Source organism: Rhodococcus sp. NBC_00297, from assembly GCF_036173065.1.
Classification (GTDB): Bacteria; Actinomycetota; Actinomycetes; order Mycobacteriales; family Mycobacteriaceae; genus Rhodococcoides.
This window is the reverse complement of the sequence record NZ_CP108041.1, coordinates 3,293,190-3,310,527: the sequence shown is the minus strand read 5'-3', so window position 1 is coordinate 3,310,527 and position 17,338 is coordinate 3,293,190. Positions and strand designations below refer to the sequence as shown.

Annotated in this window: 19 protein-coding genes and 1 riboswitch; of the genes, 8 read left to right on the top strand and 11 right to left on the bottom strand. The window is 62.0% G+C overall.

Annotated elements, in window-relative coordinates:
• Positions 1-29: 29 nt before the first annotated feature.
• The 6 genes from OG947_RS15665 to OG947_RS15640 form a co-directional block, all read right to left on the bottom strand.
• Positions 30-1,853 (bottom strand): hypothetical protein, encoded by a 1,824-nt coding sequence (locus OG947_RS15665; RefSeq protein ID WP_328812272.1) that lies wholly within the window; start codon positions 1,851-1,853, stop codon positions 30-32.
• A gap of 5 nt (positions 1,854-1,858) precedes the next feature.
• Positions 1,859-4,423 (bottom strand): Z1 domain-containing protein, encoded by a 2,565-nt coding sequence (locus tag OG947_RS15660; protein WP_328812270.1) that lies wholly within the window; start codon positions 4,421-4,423, stop codon positions 1,859-1,861.
• Between the two features lie 110 nt (positions 4,424-4,533).
• The gene (locus OG947_RS15655; RefSeq protein ID WP_328812269.1) at positions 4,534-5,109 is read right to left on the bottom strand and encodes a TerD family protein; all 576 of its coding nucleotides are present in this window, start codon (positions 5,107-5,109) and stop codon (positions 4,534-4,536) included.
• 349 nt (positions 5,110-5,458) lie between these two features.
• Positions 5,459-5,902 carry a hypothetical protein gene (locus OG947_RS15650; protein WP_328812268.1) on the bottom strand — a complete coding sequence of 148 codons (444 nt, stop codon included), beginning with the start codon at positions 5,900-5,902 and terminating at the stop codon, positions 5,459-5,461.
• Between the two features lie 72 nt (positions 5,903-5,974).
• Positions 5,975-6,610, bottom strand: a complete 636-nt coding sequence (locus OG947_RS15645; RefSeq protein ID WP_328812267.1) for a VWA domain-containing protein — start codon at positions 6,608-6,610, stop codon at positions 5,975-5,977.
• A gap of 39 nt (positions 6,611-6,649) precedes the next feature.
• Positions 6,650-7,261 (bottom strand): DUF4352 domain-containing protein, encoded by a 612-nt coding sequence (locus OG947_RS15640; protein ID WP_328812266.1) that lies wholly within the window; start codon positions 7,259-7,261, stop codon positions 6,650-6,652.
• A 169-nt stretch (positions 7,262-7,430) separates the two neighbouring features.
• On the opposite strand from OG947_RS15640, the gene OG947_RS15635 reads away from it, so the two are divergent.
• Complete coding sequence (locus OG947_RS15635; protein WP_328812265.1) at positions 7,431-8,633, top strand: sensor histidine kinase; 1,203 nt, start codon at positions 7,431-7,433, stop codon at positions 8,631-8,633.
• 4 nt (positions 8,634-8,637) lie between these two features.
• Here the strand turns inward: OG947_RS15635 and OG947_RS15630 are convergent, their stop codons facing one another.
• Positions 8,638-9,402 carry a 3-oxoacyl-ACP reductase gene (locus OG947_RS15630; protein WP_328814042.1) on the bottom strand — a complete coding sequence of 255 codons (765 nt, stop codon included), beginning with the start codon at positions 9,400-9,402 and terminating at the stop codon, positions 8,638-8,640.
• Between the two features lies 1 nt (position 9,403).
• Positions 9,404-9,498: riboswitch (TPP riboswitch) on the bottom strand.
• Between the two features lie 56 nt (positions 9,499-9,554).
• On the opposite strand from OG947_RS15630, the gene OG947_RS15625 reads away from it, so the two are divergent.
• Positions 9,555-10,202 carry a response regulator transcription factor gene (locus OG947_RS15625; RefSeq protein ID WP_328812264.1) on the top strand — a complete coding sequence of 216 codons (648 nt, stop codon included), beginning with the start codon at positions 9,555-9,557 and terminating at the stop codon, positions 10,200-10,202.
• A gap of 41 nt (positions 10,203-10,243) precedes the next feature.
• Positions 10,244-10,417: an Lsr2 family DNA-binding protein gene (locus OG947_RS22675; RefSeq protein ID WP_442973131.1), complete on the top strand. Its 174-nt coding sequence runs from the start codon at positions 10,244-10,246 to the stop codon at positions 10,415-10,417.
• 30 nt (positions 10,418-10,447) lie between these two features.
• Here OG947_RS22675 and OG947_RS15620 read toward each other — a convergent pair whose 3' ends face one another.
• Together OG947_RS15620 and OG947_RS15615 are read right to left on the bottom strand one after the other, a co-directional pair.
• Positions 10,448-10,633: a type II toxin-antitoxin system RelE family toxin gene (locus tag OG947_RS15620; protein WP_442973130.1), complete on the bottom strand. Its 186-nt coding sequence runs from the start codon at positions 10,631-10,633 to the stop codon at positions 10,448-10,450.
• A gap of 89 nt (positions 10,634-10,722) precedes the next feature.
• Complete coding sequence (locus OG947_RS15615) at positions 10,723-11,010, bottom strand: type II toxin-antitoxin system Phd/YefM family antitoxin (protein ID WP_328812261.1); 288 nt, start codon at positions 11,008-11,010, stop codon at positions 10,723-10,725.
• A gap of 196 nt (positions 11,011-11,206) precedes the next feature.
• Between OG947_RS15615 and OG947_RS15610 the strand changes: the two genes are divergently transcribed.
• From OG947_RS15610 to OG947_RS15590, 5 genes are all read left to right on the top strand, one after another.
• Complete coding sequence (locus tag OG947_RS15610; RefSeq protein ID WP_328812260.1) at positions 11,207-12,292, top strand: MerR family transcriptional regulator; 1,086 nt, start codon at positions 11,207-11,209, stop codon at positions 12,290-12,292.
• A 23-nt stretch (positions 12,293-12,315) separates the two neighbouring features.
• Positions 12,316-12,786 carry a hypothetical protein gene (locus OG947_RS15605; RefSeq protein WP_328814040.1) on the top strand — a complete coding sequence of 157 codons (471 nt, stop codon included), beginning with the start codon at positions 12,316-12,318 and terminating at the stop codon, positions 12,784-12,786.
• Between the two features lie 151 nt (positions 12,787-12,937).
• Positions 12,938-13,195 carry a helix-turn-helix domain-containing protein gene (locus OG947_RS15600; RefSeq protein WP_328812259.1) on the top strand — a complete coding sequence of 86 codons (258 nt, stop codon included), beginning with the start codon at positions 12,938-12,940 and terminating at the stop codon, positions 13,193-13,195.
• On the top strand, positions 13,192-14,418 hold the full coding sequence (locus OG947_RS15595) for a type II toxin-antitoxin system HipA family toxin (protein WP_328812258.1): 1,227 nt from the start codon (positions 13,192-13,194) through the stop codon (positions 14,416-14,418). Before OG947_RS15600 ends, OG947_RS15595 begins: the two co-directional genes overlap by 4 nt.
• Before the next feature lie 22 nt (positions 14,419-14,440).
• The gene (locus OG947_RS15590) at positions 14,441-14,857 is read left to right on the top strand and encodes a DUF1801 domain-containing protein (protein ID WP_328812257.1); all 417 of its coding nucleotides are present in this window, start codon (positions 14,441-14,443) and stop codon (positions 14,855-14,857) included.
• A gap of 139 nt (positions 14,858-14,996) precedes the next feature.
• Here the strand turns inward: OG947_RS15590 and OG947_RS15585 are convergent, their stop codons facing one another.
• Positions 14,997-16,184 carry an ABC transporter permease gene (locus OG947_RS15585; protein WP_328812256.1) on the bottom strand — a complete coding sequence of 396 codons (1,188 nt, stop codon included), beginning with the start codon at positions 16,182-16,184 and terminating at the stop codon, positions 14,997-14,999.
• Positions 16,185-16,191: 7 nt separating this feature from the next.
• The gene (gene ccmA / locus OG947_RS15580; protein WP_328812254.1) at positions 16,192-16,932 is read right to left on the bottom strand and encodes a heme ABC exporter ATP-binding protein CcmA; all 741 of its coding nucleotides are present in this window, start codon (positions 16,930-16,932) and stop codon (positions 16,192-16,194) included.
• Positions 16,933-17,338: the final 406 nt, after the last annotated feature.

Genomic DNA, 17,338 nt, shown 5'->3' with positions numbered 1-17,338 from the left:
AAGGTACGGGCGCACGTCAGTCATATGTTTCACCCCTCCCGTGACACGGAGACAGCAAGCCGCACGACGGCATCGGTCGGCGGACGGACCGAGACAACCCACCGTCTCTCGTCCCGCGGGCCGGCTCTGAGGTCAGCGCCCTGTCGAAATTCGTTCGCTTCCAGGCTCGTCCATCCAACTACCACCGGTGCATCCAGGGACGCGTGGTGTTCGATACCTCCGTCGATCACCACGAACGGCTCGGCAATCACCGTCGTGGTGGTGGACCAGGCCGGCAACTCGATGGTCGCCTGGATCAGCGCTTGCCCGTCCGTGACCACCAGAGCGGGGCCCTCGACCACTTTGGGCTTGGAGCTACGGACACTGGAACCACGTCCCGCGCGATGCCCACCCTCGCGACCCGCTGCTCCGGGAGACGACGCGCCTTCGGTCGCGCCGCCGACCAAGCCCGCCAAGCGTCCCGCGAGCGGAGCCAACGCGGCGTCGTGTTGCGACTCTGGGCCAACCTCTACCGAAGTGGGCTTCAGGTTGGCGTTCACGAACCGTGCGGCAAGGCGGATGACTCCCAGAGCCGTGCCGTGGAGACCACTAGTCACCCAGTCGTCGTGCGTGGGCGGTTCGGCATCCGCAAAATATCGATCGGCCTCGACCGCAGACTTGAACACGGCACCGTACTGAATCGCCTCGTTTGGATTCGGTTCCCCAGGAACGTAATCCACAACCAGGTTCGCTTGCCGCATCCGAGCACAGTGCCGTGCGGACCCTGCAAAAGGCGCGGCGAGCGCGAGCAACGGATGCTTCGCTAGTGGTGCCATCGACTCGACCTTGGCGAACCTGCCGATCTCCGTGGGTTTCGCACGACGAGGAGGGATGTCGTACTCGCCCTCCCGCGACAGCTTGCGAAACGCGTCGACGAACGGTCTGAGTTCGATCGTGTGGTCCGGGGCAGGGAGCTCCACCGGAAATCCTTCGAACTTCACCGAGCACTTCAACCGGTTGTCCACACCGTCGAGCATCTTGGGCCAGAGATTCCACATCATCGTCGATGCGATGTACTCCGCTGCGGACTGCGGATTTCGTGATTCCTCGGAATCCCCTGTTCTCACCGCGCCGAGATCGGCCGCAATGATGGCAACCGTCGTACCGGTCTGGCCCTCTGCGAATTTCGGCAACCCAAGCGCGTTAGCCACGTCCTCTGCGTCCCTGTCGATCAAAGCCTGTGCAATGTCGCCGTCCTGCACCCCCAACCAGTGGCGACCGGTGTATCTGACCCCGTCGTGTTGGAATCCATCGCCCATGGCGGCTCCGATGAGTCGGCGCTGAACTTTGCCGCGAAAGACACACTGACTGTCCGCGACGATGACATGGCACCTGCTCACGTTGTAGAGGATTCCCTTACCGAAGCCATAGGAACCCCCGCCGAGATCCACGCCTTTGCGCTCACCCACGTTTCGAATGAACTTGACGAAATCACCTCTCTCGCCATCGAGAGGAGGCTCGTCCGCTCGCAACGGGCCGCCGAGGCCTGTCGTTCCGCGATCGGAGATGATGAGGACGGTCGGCTTGGTCGTCATTTCCTCGACCAAGCCCAGATCGGCTCCCTCGGGACCGGGCAGCAAGAAACTTCGCCAACCTTCGAGCCTCTTGCCGGACAACTCGCGGATCTGCACGTTGAATTCCACGTCGCGACCGGGCAGTGCCGCGTCGCAGCTGTTCTGCGCCGCTTCACGGACCAACACGGTGAGCGGGTCGAGCTTGGGCTTCCCCAATTGCCGACGAATGCCTTCGGACGCGGTCGAGCCTTCGGCAGCGACACGCTGCGACCACCACGTAGCCGCCGTTGTCGAACTCACAGGGCTCAACCGTCCGACCCGACCAGCGCGACCAACTCGTCGTCTTCCGACTCGATCTCGGCGTCGGTGAGATCGACACTGACGTACGTCTGACTGACCTTGCTGTCGTCATTCGCCGATCCCGGGAAGACGAGCGCAACGCCGATCACATCGGCTCTCGCGTCCAGCGAGTCCCTCGACTTCGAGTTCGCCGGGTCCGGCTCCGACATCGGGTCGATGGGATAGAGCAGGATCAATCCCTTCGATCGCACATCTGGGTTCTTGTCTCGCGCATCCATCAGCGAATTCTCGCTCATCTTCCGCGCCTCAGACTGGTCGAGGAAGTCGACCGCACGATGGTCTTTCGACATCAGAGTCTTGATGTCGGAGCGCTCGACTCCATCCACCTTCAACTGCGATCGCACGATACGGCCGAAATCCAGCCCGCCGAGACGCACGGTTCCCCGCTCCGAACCGGGTTTGGCAGCCATGACTGCGAGATTCCACATGTCGAGACTGCCTCGACGACGTTGCTTCGCAACATATTTGCCGATCAAGTCGACGTCGAGATCAGGAGAATCCGGGTGCACGGAGTAACTGTCCAGGAAGCTCAGCATATCGTCGGCGTCGACGTTCTCGAACACGACGGACCCGGAGTCGAGGGTCCTCGGTTCGATCCCCTTGGTTCTGACACGGGACAGGAGTCCGTCGGCGGCGTCGACATTGCGGAGTAGCCAATCTTCATCCCGAGTGCGGAAATATCGGGTTTGTACACGCCGCCCACCGTACGACGCGTAGGCCGGTATCGCCGCGCCCATTTTGGCGGTGATCCGCAGAGTCGGATGCGTCCTGATGCGCACACCGAACTCAGTGGGTGTCAGATCCTCGGACTCGTAGCGATCGATATCGAGACGAATTTCTCGTTCGACCGTGGCCAGGTGACGGAACCACTGGCGCAGCTCTTCTGTCATCCAGATCCGCGGAAGATCTTCGTAACCGAAGCGGAATCCAAACCACCGGGCCATCTGCAACAAGGTGTCGTACGCCCCTGCTGCCCTGACGAAGTAGCTGACCGTCAGACCCTCGAGCGTCAGCCCGCGACTCAGGGTGTTCCCTCCGACTGCGATCGCCACCTGACCATCCTCGGAGTAGTCCAGGCGATCGTCGCTGCGGAAATTGTCTATGACCACGCGACACTTGCCGAGCACCTCACCGACGAACGGACGCACGTCCTCGAACGTGAGCGGTGCCAGTCCGAACGTCGCGGACGTCACCAGTGACGTTTCGGCCTGCCATTGGGACGACAAGCGTTGCACGGCCGTGGGATCACCGGTCTCCCACTTCTTGGCGAGCCCAGACACGAAAGCGCTGAGCGGCCCTCGGAACTGGTCGTGGATGTCCGTTTTCACCGACGTGTGAATCAGCATCGTCGCGTGGCCTTTGTCGCCCCGAGCACGCCGGGCGGCGGTGGCCAGGACGAACCAGGTCAGTGCAAGGTCGAGAGTGGGCGGTATCGACGGGAGAAACACCTGGGCGGCACTCTTGCCGGAAGGTCGCACGTCGTCGACGTCCTCGTGCGGAATGATCCGGACCATGTTCGATCCGTCCAAATCCACGCCGTTCGCCTCGTCGCCCTCGACCACGTCCCGGCCGAAAATTCGCTCGGTGCCGAAGTAACCCTCCGGTTCCGGCAGGTTGAGGATGAAGTCCTTCGGGTAGAGGTCGCCGGCAGCCGGGTCGATCAGGATGTTGGCGAACGGCGTCGCCGTGTATCCGATGTAGGTGCTCTTCGGCAGCTTGGCGATGATGCCACGGATCAGCGGGTTGATGATGCGGGTCTCGACGCTCGCCTGGTCTGCTTCGTCATCGATGATCAGTGTCGGCACATCATTGAGTGCGCGCTGTTTGACGGCAGGTTGAAGCCATTTATCGAGCCGCTTCAACACCGCGGCATTCTTCTTCACCACGGCCAGGATCACACCGCTGTCGTCGACGTGCAGCAGAGCCGTCGACTGCATGGTGGGTGCTCTGAAGTCGCCGTCCGCGTTGGTCAGTTGCTTCCACTTGGTCGGTGTCAACTTGTGAAGCTGCTCATCCAGGCGTTCTTGCGTCTGCTTACGCAGGCCGTTGTGGATTCCTGACAGAACGATGACGAACTTGTACCCGACGTCCGCAGCTTTGGCGATGACCGCAGTGAAGTTTGTCGTCTTCCCGGACTGGACGTACCCGACGACCAAACCCTTCGAGTCCCAGTCCGACTCGTTGGGCCGTGGCGTGTACGCGATGACCTTGTTGGACGAGCTGTCCAAAGTGCTCACCCGGCCATCGGGCCAGGCCAGGTCCACACGAATGAACCGCTCGAGCGCAGGCCAATACACATCCGCGGACGCATTCGGTCCGGCATACCACGGCTCGCGTGGGCCGTGAATGATGGGCGGGCCACCGCTGATGACTCCGGTCACCTGCTTGCGATATTCCTTGACGTACGACTCGAGCTCATCTCGGCTGAGCCGGCCGGTGAAACTCTTGATTGCAGAATCGAGCGAGGTCTTTCTCGCCCACCCCGCGAACACTTCATAAAACGGGTCCACGGCTATCATCCTCTTCAGCGCCCGAGCGCATCCCGGGCATGGTGTCGGAACCGGGAGTCATCAGGGAGGACTGTCGGTTTCGGGTCAATCTAAAAGGTCGACGATCCGCGTCAGACGTTGATCCCGTAATCTCGGGCAATTCCAGCCAACCCCGAGACGTAGCCCTGCCCGATCGCGCGAAACTTCCATTCTTCATTACGGCGATAGAGCTCACCGAACACCATAGCCGTCTCGGTCGACGCGTCCTCGCTAAGATCGAATCGTGCGAGCTCGCGGCCGTCGGCCTTGTCGACCACTCGGATGAACGCGTTCACTACCTGTCCGAAGTTCTGCCGGAGCACGTCGGCATCGTGGATGGACACCGGGAACACGATGGAATCGACGTCGGGCGAGAGCGCCGAGAGGTCGATGTCGATGCTCTCGTCATCCCCATCCCCCTCGCCGGTTCGGTTGTCACCCGTGTGTTCGATCGCGCCGTCGGGCGAGCGAAGGTTGTTGTAGAAGACAAAGAACTCGTCGCTCAGGGCCTTGTGGGAGGAGTTGAGGGCGATCGCACTTGCATCGAGGTCGTACGCACCACCGCTCGTCGAGCGAACATCCCAGCCCAGTCCGATGCTGACAGCCGTCAGGCTGGGCGCTTCCTTGCTGAGTGAGACGTTCCCACCCTTGGCCAGTGTCACAGACATGTTCGGTTCCCATCCTCACGTCACCAGGTTGCAATATCAATCTAGCCATACCGACAAGCCAAGTGGTCGGAATGGTCCTGCAGTTCCCGATTCGCTCGAGTTGCTGACGCGATCCGATCTCGCAGCCAGGCCGACGATGGACGCCCCGGGCAGTCTCGCCGACAGCCGCTTCGGACCTCGTCCAGAAGTATGCCGCGGCCTCCGACCGCCCGTCAGGTCATGAAGAACAAGGAGTCGTCACCGGGTATACGAAGTCGGAGTTGAAGACATCGTCGAACGTTCCGCCAGACAGACCCATCGACCAGTCGCGTAGCCAAGTACAGCGAACTCAGCAGTCCGCGCACACCATTCAGTGGCCACTCGCTTTGCGGACCAGGGCATCATCGCGGACGCACGTCCAACCGTGTGTCTGTAGAGCCTGCACGATGTCGACCTCATCGCTCACGTCGAAGTGCAGGAACTCGCCGTCATGAATGGTGTCCTCGACCTTCCCGTATTGCTCACGAACCGATTGCGGTACGTCGCGGAGCATCTCTCGGGCGGGCCAGGCCGGCCAATCACCGTCGGCGTGTCCGGGAACAGTGTCCAGGTCGTACACTTCGCCGTCCGCAGGAAGATCAGTTTCGCCATCGGCGAAGCGCTCGACCACATCGGTCCAGCTTTCGGCGCTGAGGCTGTTCTTCGCGTCCCCCCATGTTGCAAATTCCGAATGCAGCAGTGCCAGCTGCTCGGCAGCGTCAGACTTGATGAAAATCAATTCGCCGGCGACATCGCCGTAAACGTACTCATTCATCTCGCCAGCCTTCCACAGCTCGGAATGTCAACGACGTCGAATGGGCGTCTTGCCAGCTTAGCCGGGGAAGGCTCACCGCCCCGCCCGCCGCCGGTCACGTTCCGAGAACCCGTCCACCTGCTGCATCCCGTGCGCACGCTTCCGATCCTGGTAATCCACCACCGCCGAGAACGCAGCACTCACACCCACCGACGAGGCGTCGTAGGTCAAAGACTTGTCGGCCTTGAAGCCCATCTGCGAACCCGTATCCACCGCGTCCATGTTGGCGCCGAGGAACACGAAGTCCCACCCGTACTGCGATTCCTGCTGCTCGATCAACTCGCGAACCGCCTGGTTCGACCACTCCCGACTCGAATTCTCCTGTCCGTCGGTCATCACCAGCACGGTGACCGATCCCGGCCGTTCCCCCTCGGGTAGGGCCGCAAGCGACGAGCCGATCTCGGTGACGAACTTCCCCACCGCGTCGTACAACGCCGTCATCCCGCGGGGCACCAAGTACAGCAGAGGGACCTGGTAGATCGGTATCGAGTCGTAGACCATCGCGTATTGATCATCGAACTGCGCCAGCGTCACGACGGTTGTGCCGTCGTGACCACGCTCGGCCTCGATGAAGGTGTCGAATCCTCCGCGGGTGTCGTCGGCAATGGACGACATCGAACCGGAACGGTCGAGTAGAGCTGCAACGAGGGACAAAGAAGGATCTGGCATGAAAACTCCTGACGTGGGGACGGATAGGTGAATTGAAGGTCAGGCGACGGAGACGGTGACGCCGCCGGAGAACAGCGAGTCGTGTAGCTCGATCTCCGACGGTGCGGTGCCCGCCGGCACGTCGTAGACGAGTGTCGCCACGATCGAGTTGCCCGGATTGATCTGCGAGAAGCCGAGATTCGGGTCGTTCGTCACCGTCGCGAGCGTGTCGGTCGAGTACTCGCGCCCCTGCCCGTCGAGCAGCTTCTGCGACGACGTGTCGAACAGTTGCTGCTCGTTGCCGATGTTCGCGACATTCAGGGTGACCAGCACGTACTCACCCTGCGGCGTCTGCGACGTGTACTGATCCCCCACACTGGCGACGCCACGCTCGACGTTCTGCACGGTGAACTCGAACTTGCCGTCCCTCACCGCGGCACCGATTCCCGGTGCCGACTCTTCGGCCGGCGCACTGCTGCCCTCCGTTGCGGCCTGCGAGGAGGACGTGGTGCCGCTGGTCGACGAGTCCTGTCCTCCGCTCGCCAGATTGACGCCGACAGCGATGACGACGACCAATCCGATCGCCGTGAGGATCTTGTGCCGCAGGAACCAGTTCTTCTTGGTCGGCGGCTGCTGTGGCTGCGCGTAAGGGTCCTGGGGAGGCTGAGTCATGGCGAGTCCTTTCGGTGGTACCGGCACCGGTCGATGCGTCCCACCAAGAACACCGCAGTGACCCCGTCGGGCACCTCGTCGATTCGGCCGGTCTCACTCCTCCTTTCGGTCGGCATTCGCGACCGACGAACGGAGGCTCATGTCGGACCATGGCCGTACCGTCTTCTCTGTGACCACTACTGCAGCTACGGTTCGGCGTCGCGCCTGGACCGTCGGCGCAGTAACGCTCAGCTTGTTCTGCACCTTCATGGCTGCCGGTCTCGCGGGCACATCGGGAACACCGGTGTGGAACGTGGCGCTCGGCGTCGTCCTCAATGTGGCCGCCGCGATTGCGTTGATCTGGCGACACGACAAACCGTGGATCGTCCTCGCGATGGCCGTCGTCGGTCCGCTCTTCTTCGCCACCGACGCAACGGCCGCGCTGATAGCTCTCTACGCGGTGGGCGTCTTCGCTCGAGGTCGTACTCTCGCCGGTGCTGCAGTCGCGGTCTACCTGGCCTGCGCGATATCCCTCGCGTACGACGCAGGGCGCCGCCGCGATTATTCGGCCCTGACGATCGGAGTCAAGCACGTCGAGGGCACTCCCCCGCCGACGTGGCCGCTTCCCTGGTGGCTTCCCTGGCTCGTTGCGGCTGTCCTCGTCGCCGTCGTTCTGGCGCTCTCTCAACTTCGCCGTACGAAGTCCGATCTCGTGGTGGCCGTGCAGTCCCGCGATCAGGCGACCGCGCAGTCGCAGCGCCTGCACGAGGACATGCTGATACAGCAGGAACGCTCCCGCATTGCGCGCGACATGCACGACACCCTGGCCGCCGGGCTCAGTCGAATATCGTTGCTCGCAGGCGGTTTACAGGTCGGCAGCAATGACGGGCCGGAGAAGATCTCGAACACGTCGGCGCTGATTCGGTCCACGGCTCACGAGTCCCTGGACGAGCTCAAACGCATCATCGGCGTTCTCCGCGGGTCCGACACCGGCGGCGAGGATGCTGGTCGGCGAAGCATCGCGGGAATCGGGGACCTCGTCGACGCAGCGCGTTCTGCCGGGTGTCGGGTGACGCTGGTCCAGGACATTCATCCCGGTGTGGTCGGCGATCTGACCAGTCATACCGCGTACCGAATCGTGCAGGAAGCTCTGACCAACAGTCAGAAGCATGCCCCGAGTTCCCCCCTTCACATCACGGCGAGTGGGGCGGACACGGACGGCATCAGCCTGACCGTGCGCAACCACATGTCGTCGACATCGCCACCTGGCCCGGGTTCCCGAACCGGGTTGGCCGGCCTCGCAGAGCAGGCTCACAACGCCGGCGGATGGGTGCGGTGGACTGCCCTGGGTGGCGAGTTCATCGTGACTGCCTGGCTCCCCTGGTACTCCTGACGCGTCAGTCCTTCACCAATCCACCGTCGACGACGAGGTTCTGACCCGTCACCGCTCTCGACCACGGCGACGCGAAGAACAGCACGGCATCCGCGAATTCGGCCGGCGTCGTCACTCGGCGCAGCGGGGTGCTCTCGGCGATCATGTCGAACACCGCAGGCGGGGTCGCGGAGCTGGCATCGGTGGTCCGCAACAGACCACCGGACACCATGTTGACGGTGATGCCATCAGGTCCCAGGTCCGCCGAGAAGGTTCTCGTCAGCGCCAACAGAGCAGCCTTCGCCGCCGTGTAGTCGTGGTACGGGACGACGGGGTTCTGGACGAGATTGGTGCCGATCGTGATGATCCGCCCGAATCCCGCCTCACGCATGCCCGGCACAGCTGCCTGCGTGGTGTGCAGAGCGCCGGCAACGCTGCCGCGGAACTGCGAGTCGAACGCCAACCACTCGATCTCGTCGGCCTTGGCACGGTCGTCACCGTTGAACGAGAAGTCGATAAAAGCGTTGTTGACGGCGGTGGTCACGGTCGACCCGAAATGTTCACGTGCGCTGTCGAACAGCGCGTCGACCTGGTGCCGGTCCGTGACGTCGGCCTGCACCGCGACAACGCGGTGAGGACCGAACTCGGATGCCAGAGCATCGGCTGCGGCTGCACTGCGGTGGTAGTTGACCACGACGCGGGAACCCTGCTGCAGGAACGCTCGCGTGATCGCAGCACCCAGTCCGCGAGCACCGCCCGTCACGAGCACGATCTGTTCGGCCAGCGGCACTGTGTGCATCTCTCGACATCCCTTCGCCAGCATGACCTGGTCAGGTTCGACGGGTGTGTTCTCAGCCGGTTCGGTTCGGCACCCCGTGTCCGACTCCATAGAACACCTATCCGCTGTGGCGTGTCGGCGCGACCCGATACGGTCGATCCATCATGGACTCCGATGCGGTCATCACCGTTCTCGTCGTGGACGACGACGCATTCGTTCGTCGCGGCGTGGCGGACATCTTCGCCGCCACCACGGACATCGTGGTGGTCGGATCGGTCTCGGACGGTGACGAGGTGCCCGCCGCAGTCGCCGCTCATCGGCCCGACGTCGTCCTGATGGATCTGAAGATGCGCCGAGTGGACGGACTCGACGCCACCCGAGCATTGATGGCATCGGCACACCCACCGAAGGTCGTCGCGATGACGGCGATGGACGTGGACGATCTGGTGGTCCAGGCAATCGAAGCCGGAGCCCACAGCTTCCTCAGCAAGTCCGAGGCGCCCGAGACGTTCCACCAGTCGATCCGCGCCGTCGCTGCCGGGAACACTTTGTTCTCCGAGGAGTCACTCCGAAAGATCGTGGCCACCACTCGACCACCACGGCCGAGGGTGACGCTGGAGGCGCTGACCGACAAGGAACGAACAGTGTTGTCGGTCATGGCATCCGGGGCAACTAATGCCGATATCGCTCGGCAGCTCTACATGGCGGAAACCACGGTCAAGTCGCATCTGACTGCGGTCAATCACAAGCTGCACGTCACCAACAGGGTCGAGGCTGCGCTGATGGCGTTCCGCGCGGGACTGGTTGTCTGAGGACCCGCCTTGGCTCTCGAGCTTGTTGGAGACGACATTAAATTGTTCATTCGGCATCGCGAGCCGCAGCCTTACCGCTCAGCACCCGCCCGACGTCCCCGGGTCCGACCTCGACGGAGGTTCGACAGTGGGCTCGTGACGCGGGGCACCAGGTAAGCGATCGCGGCGCGATTCCGAAGGCGGTCAGACAGAAGTTCGATGACGCCCACCTGTAGAGGCTGCAGCGTCGACATGGTTTCGAACTCTCACCGGTAGGCATCTGCTCGGTGCGATATGGCGGTTACCTCGACTGTCTGTTCCCCTTCGTTGATCAAGTACAGCACCCGGTAAGTCCCTCTGCGCGCGCTGTATGCGGGCGCAAGCGGTGGATGCAGCGGCTTCCCCACGCGCTGTGGATTGTCGAGGAGCGGACCCGAAATGAACTCGTACACGGCTACTGCGACGTTCTCGGGCAGCGTATGGATGAGTGCGCGCACTGCTGATCGCGCCACCACCAGTCGGTAGTTGGTGTCGTGCCCACTCACCCTTTGGCGGCCCGGCCGGCCGCGTGCATGATCGCCGAGAGCTGCTCCGCGTCGACGATGTCACCATGCTCCAACTCGGCCGCGCCTTGAATGTGCGATGTCAGCAACTCCTGATCCGACAGCGCCGCGATGGTTTCCTGGAGGGCATCGAAGTCATCCGCTCCGAGCAGCACGGCGGCCCGATGGCCATTGCGCGTGATGTCGTAACGCTCATGGGTGCGCTCCGCGTCGTCCACGATCTTGGACAGCCTGGCGCGTACGTCCGCCAACGGCAAGGTAGTCATGTACATGATTATAGCTAGAATGCGTCCGGGCGCCTAGTGAGTGCACGAACAGTTCACGTTCAGACGTACGCAGCTGCTCCGCAGACTCCACATTCCTCGAACTCGGTGACGTAGTACCTACTGACCTGGCACCGCACCGACTCCCGTCGGTCCCGCAGGTTGACCTTCATGTAGGTCGAAGCCGCATGCTGTCGGGGTGTCAGATTCCGAGTTGATGTCCATCGGGTCGTTCGCGCAGCGGTGCGGTCTGACGGCGAGCGCGCTGCGCTTCTACGCCGACTCGGGCTTGCTACTGCCCGCAGAGATCGACCCTGTCACCGGGTATCGCTTCTATCGCGAGGACCAGCTCGCACGGGCGGTCCTGCTTCGGCGACTGCGCGAGATCGGCATGTCCCTCCCGTGTGTGAACTCTGCCCTCTACGCGGACGTCGTCGACGCGATTCGCTCGGTCGATGATCACGTCACCACGGTGATGCGCGAGGCCGAGTCGGTGCGGCAACAGGCAGCCGCCATCACGAACACCCTGACTGGTCGATCCGGGCTGGAGGTCGCCCGACTGAGCGGGCCCGTGCTTGCCTCCGCGATCGAACAGATTCTCACGGCCACCATCGACGATCCTGACATCGCAGTCCTTGGTGGCGTGCATGTCGAAGCGGGGCCCGGAGTCCTGACAATGACCGCGAGCGACCGCTACCGCCTGTCGACACGCAGCCTCGTCAGCTACGTCGACGGTGTGCCGGCCTGGGCTGCAACGGTGAACGGCGACGACCTGCGACAGCGCCTCAGCGATCTGCGCCGTACGCCCTCGGTGACCATGAAGGTCACCGATCACGCAATGAGCTTGCGACTGACAGGCCACAGTGATCATCACTGCAGGTTCGTGTCCGAGCCGTTCCCCGATTATCGATCGATGCTCGACACACTGCCGGCGGTGACATGCCGTGTCGAGGTACCCGCGGCCGAACTGCTGCATGCCCTCGAACAACGATCGAATGATTGGGTCTGGTTGTGCAGCAGCAACAACAATCTCGTGGTCCACGGTGACTTGCTCCCGGACATCGAGATTCCGGCGCGCGTGAACGGGCGCGCGGTCGACGTCTGGTTCGACATGACCACTCTCTACCCGGCCATCAGCACTGCCGTCGGTGCTGACGTACTGCTCGATTTCCGTGGGCCCGAGCGGCCCGCCACTGTTCGATCGGCGGACCGGGGCGACCTGACCACTCTGGTCATGCCCATCGCAGCTCCCCGTGAGAACACGACGAGAGGACACACGCCGTGACAAGCACTCCCGCAGGCGACCCGATGATGGACGCGATCGCCGCGGCCGTCACCGAGGGGCGCGGTGGAGACGTCGACGAGGCACGTCGACAACTTTTGGCGCTGTGGCAGGACATCGGTGTCGACGGTGACCCCCTGCATCGGTGCAGCCTCGCGCACTACCTCGCCGACCTCTACGCGGATCCTGCACAGGCACTCACGTGGGACGTCCGAGCACTCGACGCTGCACTCGCCGTCACCGACCAACGCACGCAGGATCATCACGCAGGTCTCCACATCGCGGGATTCTTTCCGTCGCTGCATCTCAACCTTGCGGACAACTACTGCAAGCTCGGGTCTTTCGACGCAGCTCGCGAGCACATCGACGCTGCGAAGGAGTGCTCATCGACGCTCGCCGACGATCCCTACGGGGATCTCATCCGCGGAGCGATCGGCAGGGTTGACGCGGCCATCTCGGCGGGGAGCGGTCCGTATCGGACCACAACCTCCCCTTAAGCCTGCTATGACACGCGCAAGAGTACCGTCGAGGCTGCGTGTGAGCCTGAGGCGCGCCTTACGCTCACCAACGAAGGCTTAAGGGCCTAGCGCATGCCACTGCTGGGATGTACCGTGCCTTAAGTCGGCTCACGCAAGCATTGGAAACGGAATGGCCCTCCCTCGGAAGTCACGCCGCGTTCAGTCCAGCCGCCTGGCGCGGTCCTTCACCGCGCGCCGTCACGAGCTGGGAATGACGCAAGCTGAGCTAGCTCTGCTGGCCGGGGTCGGCCGCTCCACTGTGCAATCCATCGAGGGCGGAAAAGAATCGTCGCAACTCGACGGCGTACGCGCCGTTGCAGATGCATTGGGGTGCGATCTGTCGCTCATCACCCGCGCCGGCATCGTCGTCGAACCGGATCACGAGTGAGCTCCCGGCTCGATCTACGCCAGGTCGACGAGGCCGATGTCTACAAGGGCGATGTACGCGCAGGGAGCTTGACCAGGTCAGGCGACACCGTGCGCTTCGAGTACGCCGATGACTACTCGAGCAGGCCCGGCGCCCAGCCCGTCGCCTGGTCCCTGCCGATGCACGTCGGAGGTACGACAGCAACGGCAGGAAGTGTGCCGCCGTTCTTCGCCGGACTCCTCCCCGAAGGAGCGCGTCTGTCCGGTGTGGTCGCCGGAACGAAGACGTCGGAGGACGACCACCTGACCATCCTCTTGGCAGTCGGGGCGGACACGATCGGCGATGTGAGGGTGATCCCCGCGGGGCCCGAGCCCGAGCCACCCGCGCCCGCGTTCGACCCGGATGCACCGATGCCGAGTTTGCGTGCGTTGTTCGACAGGGTGACCGGCCCGCGGTCGATGGACGTCGACGTGGCAGGTCTGCCCGGAGTTCAAGGCAAGGTATCGGCTGAGATGTACTCGTCGCCCGTGACGACGAAGAGGGGCGCAGCGATTCTGAAACTTGCTCCGCCGAATCGTTTTCCGCGCCTGGTGGAGAACGAGAACTTCTTCATGTCTGTGGCAGAAACGTGCGGACTCGTCGTACCTCGGTGTGAGGTGATCACGGACGACAATGGGGTCTCGGGCCTTCTCGTCGAGCGTTTCGACCGAGATAGTGGCCGGAAGGTGGCTCAGGAAGATGCGTGCCAGATCAACGCGCTCTATCCCTCGTCCAAGTACCGCATGAAGACCGAGACAGTACTCGCATCACTGGCAGCAACCGTGGAACGAGGCGGGGGTTCCGCGCGCCAAGCGGCGCTCGAACTGGTCCGGCTCACCGTGTATTCCTACGTCATCGGCAATGGTGCCCAACACGGCAAGAACTATTCGATTCACCAAGGCAAGCACAGTCTATGGGGTGTCACTCCGGCGTACGACCTGTTGTGCACCCAGCCCTACATGTCGTGGAACGACCCCATGGCCCTGACGTTCTACGGCCGCAACAACAGGTGGACGCGTGACCACGTCCTCGACAGCTCGGCACGTCACGCGCTTCCCCGAAAAGCAGTGATCCGCGTACTGGATGACGTCTGTGCCGGTGTTCGAGCTGCCGCCGACCACGTGGGTTCCATCGGTTTCGACGACAAGACGACGGCGCGACTACAAGCATTCCTGGAGGAGCGTTGTGCCGAGCTGACACCGTGACCTGTGTGGCACGATGCAACCCATGGCCGAGCCCAGCACGAAGCCGACCGACGCCGACGTCGCAGAATTTCTCGCCGCCGCGACACCCGCACGCCGCCGGGAAGACGGACTTGTTCTAGCCGATATCTTCGCGGAAGTGACTGGGGTCGAGCCCGTGATGTGGGGCCCGTCGATGGTGGGTTACGGCAGCTATCGCTATGTCTCACCGGCCAACCCACGCACATGCGGCGACTGGCCCAAGGTCGCGTTCTCACCCCGGAAAGCGCAGCTGTCGCTGTACGGACTCAAGGATCTTCCCGAGGGCGCGACGTTGCTCCCCTCTCTCGGCACGTACACCGAGGGCGCAGGGTGCGTCTATGTTCGCAGGCTGGACCAGATCGACCTCGATGTACTGCGGCGCCTCATCGCTATCGCCTGGGCGCGTGGGGATGACGCCTGAAGCAGTTTCGTTGACCAGCAGCTCCATTGGGTGTGACTTGCTGACCGGGTGATCACGTCCTCACTTCATTAGTAATGACCGACTCGGCTTCACGCGTAGTCGAGTCAACTCGAATTGGCCCTAGGCGCTTTTCGTTTCTTCATGCCGTCCAAGCAAAGAAACGCAAACGGCCCATGAAAAGGGTGCGGACCATAATTGCAACGATGACAAACGTTATCACCGCGTTGATCGACACAGTAAGGACAAGTGCGCCGGTATCGATACGACCGGAAGCAACGTTCGAGATGCCTAGCGCACTATTGGCAAACGGAACTGCGCCAAGGAGTCGCCCTGCACCATGCTCGTCTGCAGCAAGAACCGACGCGCCACCCAGGGCGATTGGCAAGAACGCAACAAGGGAAACCCAGTACTGCGCTTCCTTGACTGTATTCGCCACGCCGCTCACAAGAAGAAGAATCGCGCTACTCAGAACCACGGCCGAGGTCGTCAATACTGCTATCAAAATCACCTGCGCCGGACCAATTCCAGCAGCCACTATATTATCCATTCCCAGGTTCCAGGATCCGCGCGGCTCGATGTGCCCGACCCCGAGAAGCAGCAGAAGTGACGCCGTGCCCATCACCACCGAAGCACACACCACTGATAACAATTTCCCCAAAATGATCCCCCAGCCCGGCGCACCCAAGACCATCAAACTTTCAAAGGTACCATTTTCTTTTTCCGCTGCAACAGCATCGATTGCAATCGGACTACCGACCAGTGTAAATAGCGACAGTAACAAGATAGGCAGGAGGTAGCCAGCAAGTGCCCTCTTAGCGGATGCCTCATCGAGGAAACTCACGACTTTGAGCTGGGAGAATTCTTGATTCAGCCGAGAGCTTGGAGGCCCGTCGAACGTCGAATACATTCCTTCGGAAGTCTGCAGCCGTTTGACAACCTGGGTGATCAATTCGGCGGAGTCGAGGCTTATTGGACTTGCCACAACGCGGGCACCGCCGCCAATTCCTACAATTATTGCCAGGTCGCTTCGACCCCGGAGTAGGTCATTCATTGGCGAGTCGGTGCTTCGTACTAGCCAGCTGATATCGTCAGAATCCAGCGAGGCTTCACTATTGAGCGATCTCTCAATTTTTTCGATCGCGTGCATCACTCCGGAATCGGGATCCTCCGACGTAACTGTGAGCACCCGTTGGTCGGATTGCGAAGATGCCGACTGCCCTAGGAACAGGATGAGACACATGAAAGGCGCAATGAAGGCAGGAACAAGCATCATCACGACCACTCTGCGATCCCTGATCTGCTGACGAAGCTCTTTGACGAACGCCACACGCAATCTATACAAAGCGTACCCCGCACAGTGCCTGTCGTAGTGCATCAGCAGCGGGTAAGTTGGGCAACAGATCCAGCGTATGGCGCATCGCCGGATAAACGGTACCGTTTGAGGTCACCCAGTAGTTGTCGCAGATTTCGGTCAGTTCGAGAGCGTTGTGACCGGAGATCAACATCGCAGTTCCTCGAAGCACCTCACTCGCAACTAGGTCTTGAAATAACTGAACGCCCTCCACGTCCATGCCGGTAGTAGGTTCGTCGAGGAGGACGAGCTCCGGCTGGTGAACTAAAGCCCTTGCGAGAGCAACTCGCTGGCGCATTCCACGCGAGGTCTCCCTTATCGCCTTGTCAGCGAACCAGGTAATGTCTAATGCAGACATGATTGACCGAGTAGCGTTTCGTGATTCCGACCGCGACATCCCACCCAGCTGGGCGAAGTACTGTATATTTTCTCTTGCAGTCAAACGGCCGTACAGGGAGGCTTCACCTCCCAGAAAAAGACTTGTTTTACGGCGGCTCTCCAAGTTCATCCGGCTGGCGCGCTGGCCGAAAGTTGTTACCAACCCGGTGGCAGGTTCGAGGAGTCCGCATATCAAGCGCATTAGTGTGGTTTTTCCCGATCCGTTGGCACCCACCAATCCCACTCTTTGGCCGGCCGAAACCTCGAACGCCGCGTTGTCGAAGACGATGCGGGAACCACGGGAAAAGCCGACATGGGTGCCTTTTACTAGAATCTCAGATGCCACGGAGTTCTTTCGGTTATAGCGCGAATGTATCCGAATGCCCGGTGGGATTCGATTCCCACCGGGCGCTCTGGCTACCGACGCTTGCGGTTCACCGCCGCAGCAGCGCCAATTGCGAATCCAAGGCCGATGACTCCTACGAGAATCATGTGATTGATCTCCCCTGCTTGTTTACGTGGTGCCGGTGGATCCCGACGAACTTGAAATTAATGCAAAGCTTTCAGTAAATCTGTCCGTCGTTCGTACTACGCACTCGTCGAACCACTGCACGTCCACGCGACGCACCGAGACCGGTAACACCTATCTGGGCGCCCGCGGGTCCCAGACGGCGCTACCGCAGCTCAATGCTCTGACCCGGGGGGGGGCACAAGTGACCTCGCACCGAGCCACTACGTCAGACTCGCACCGC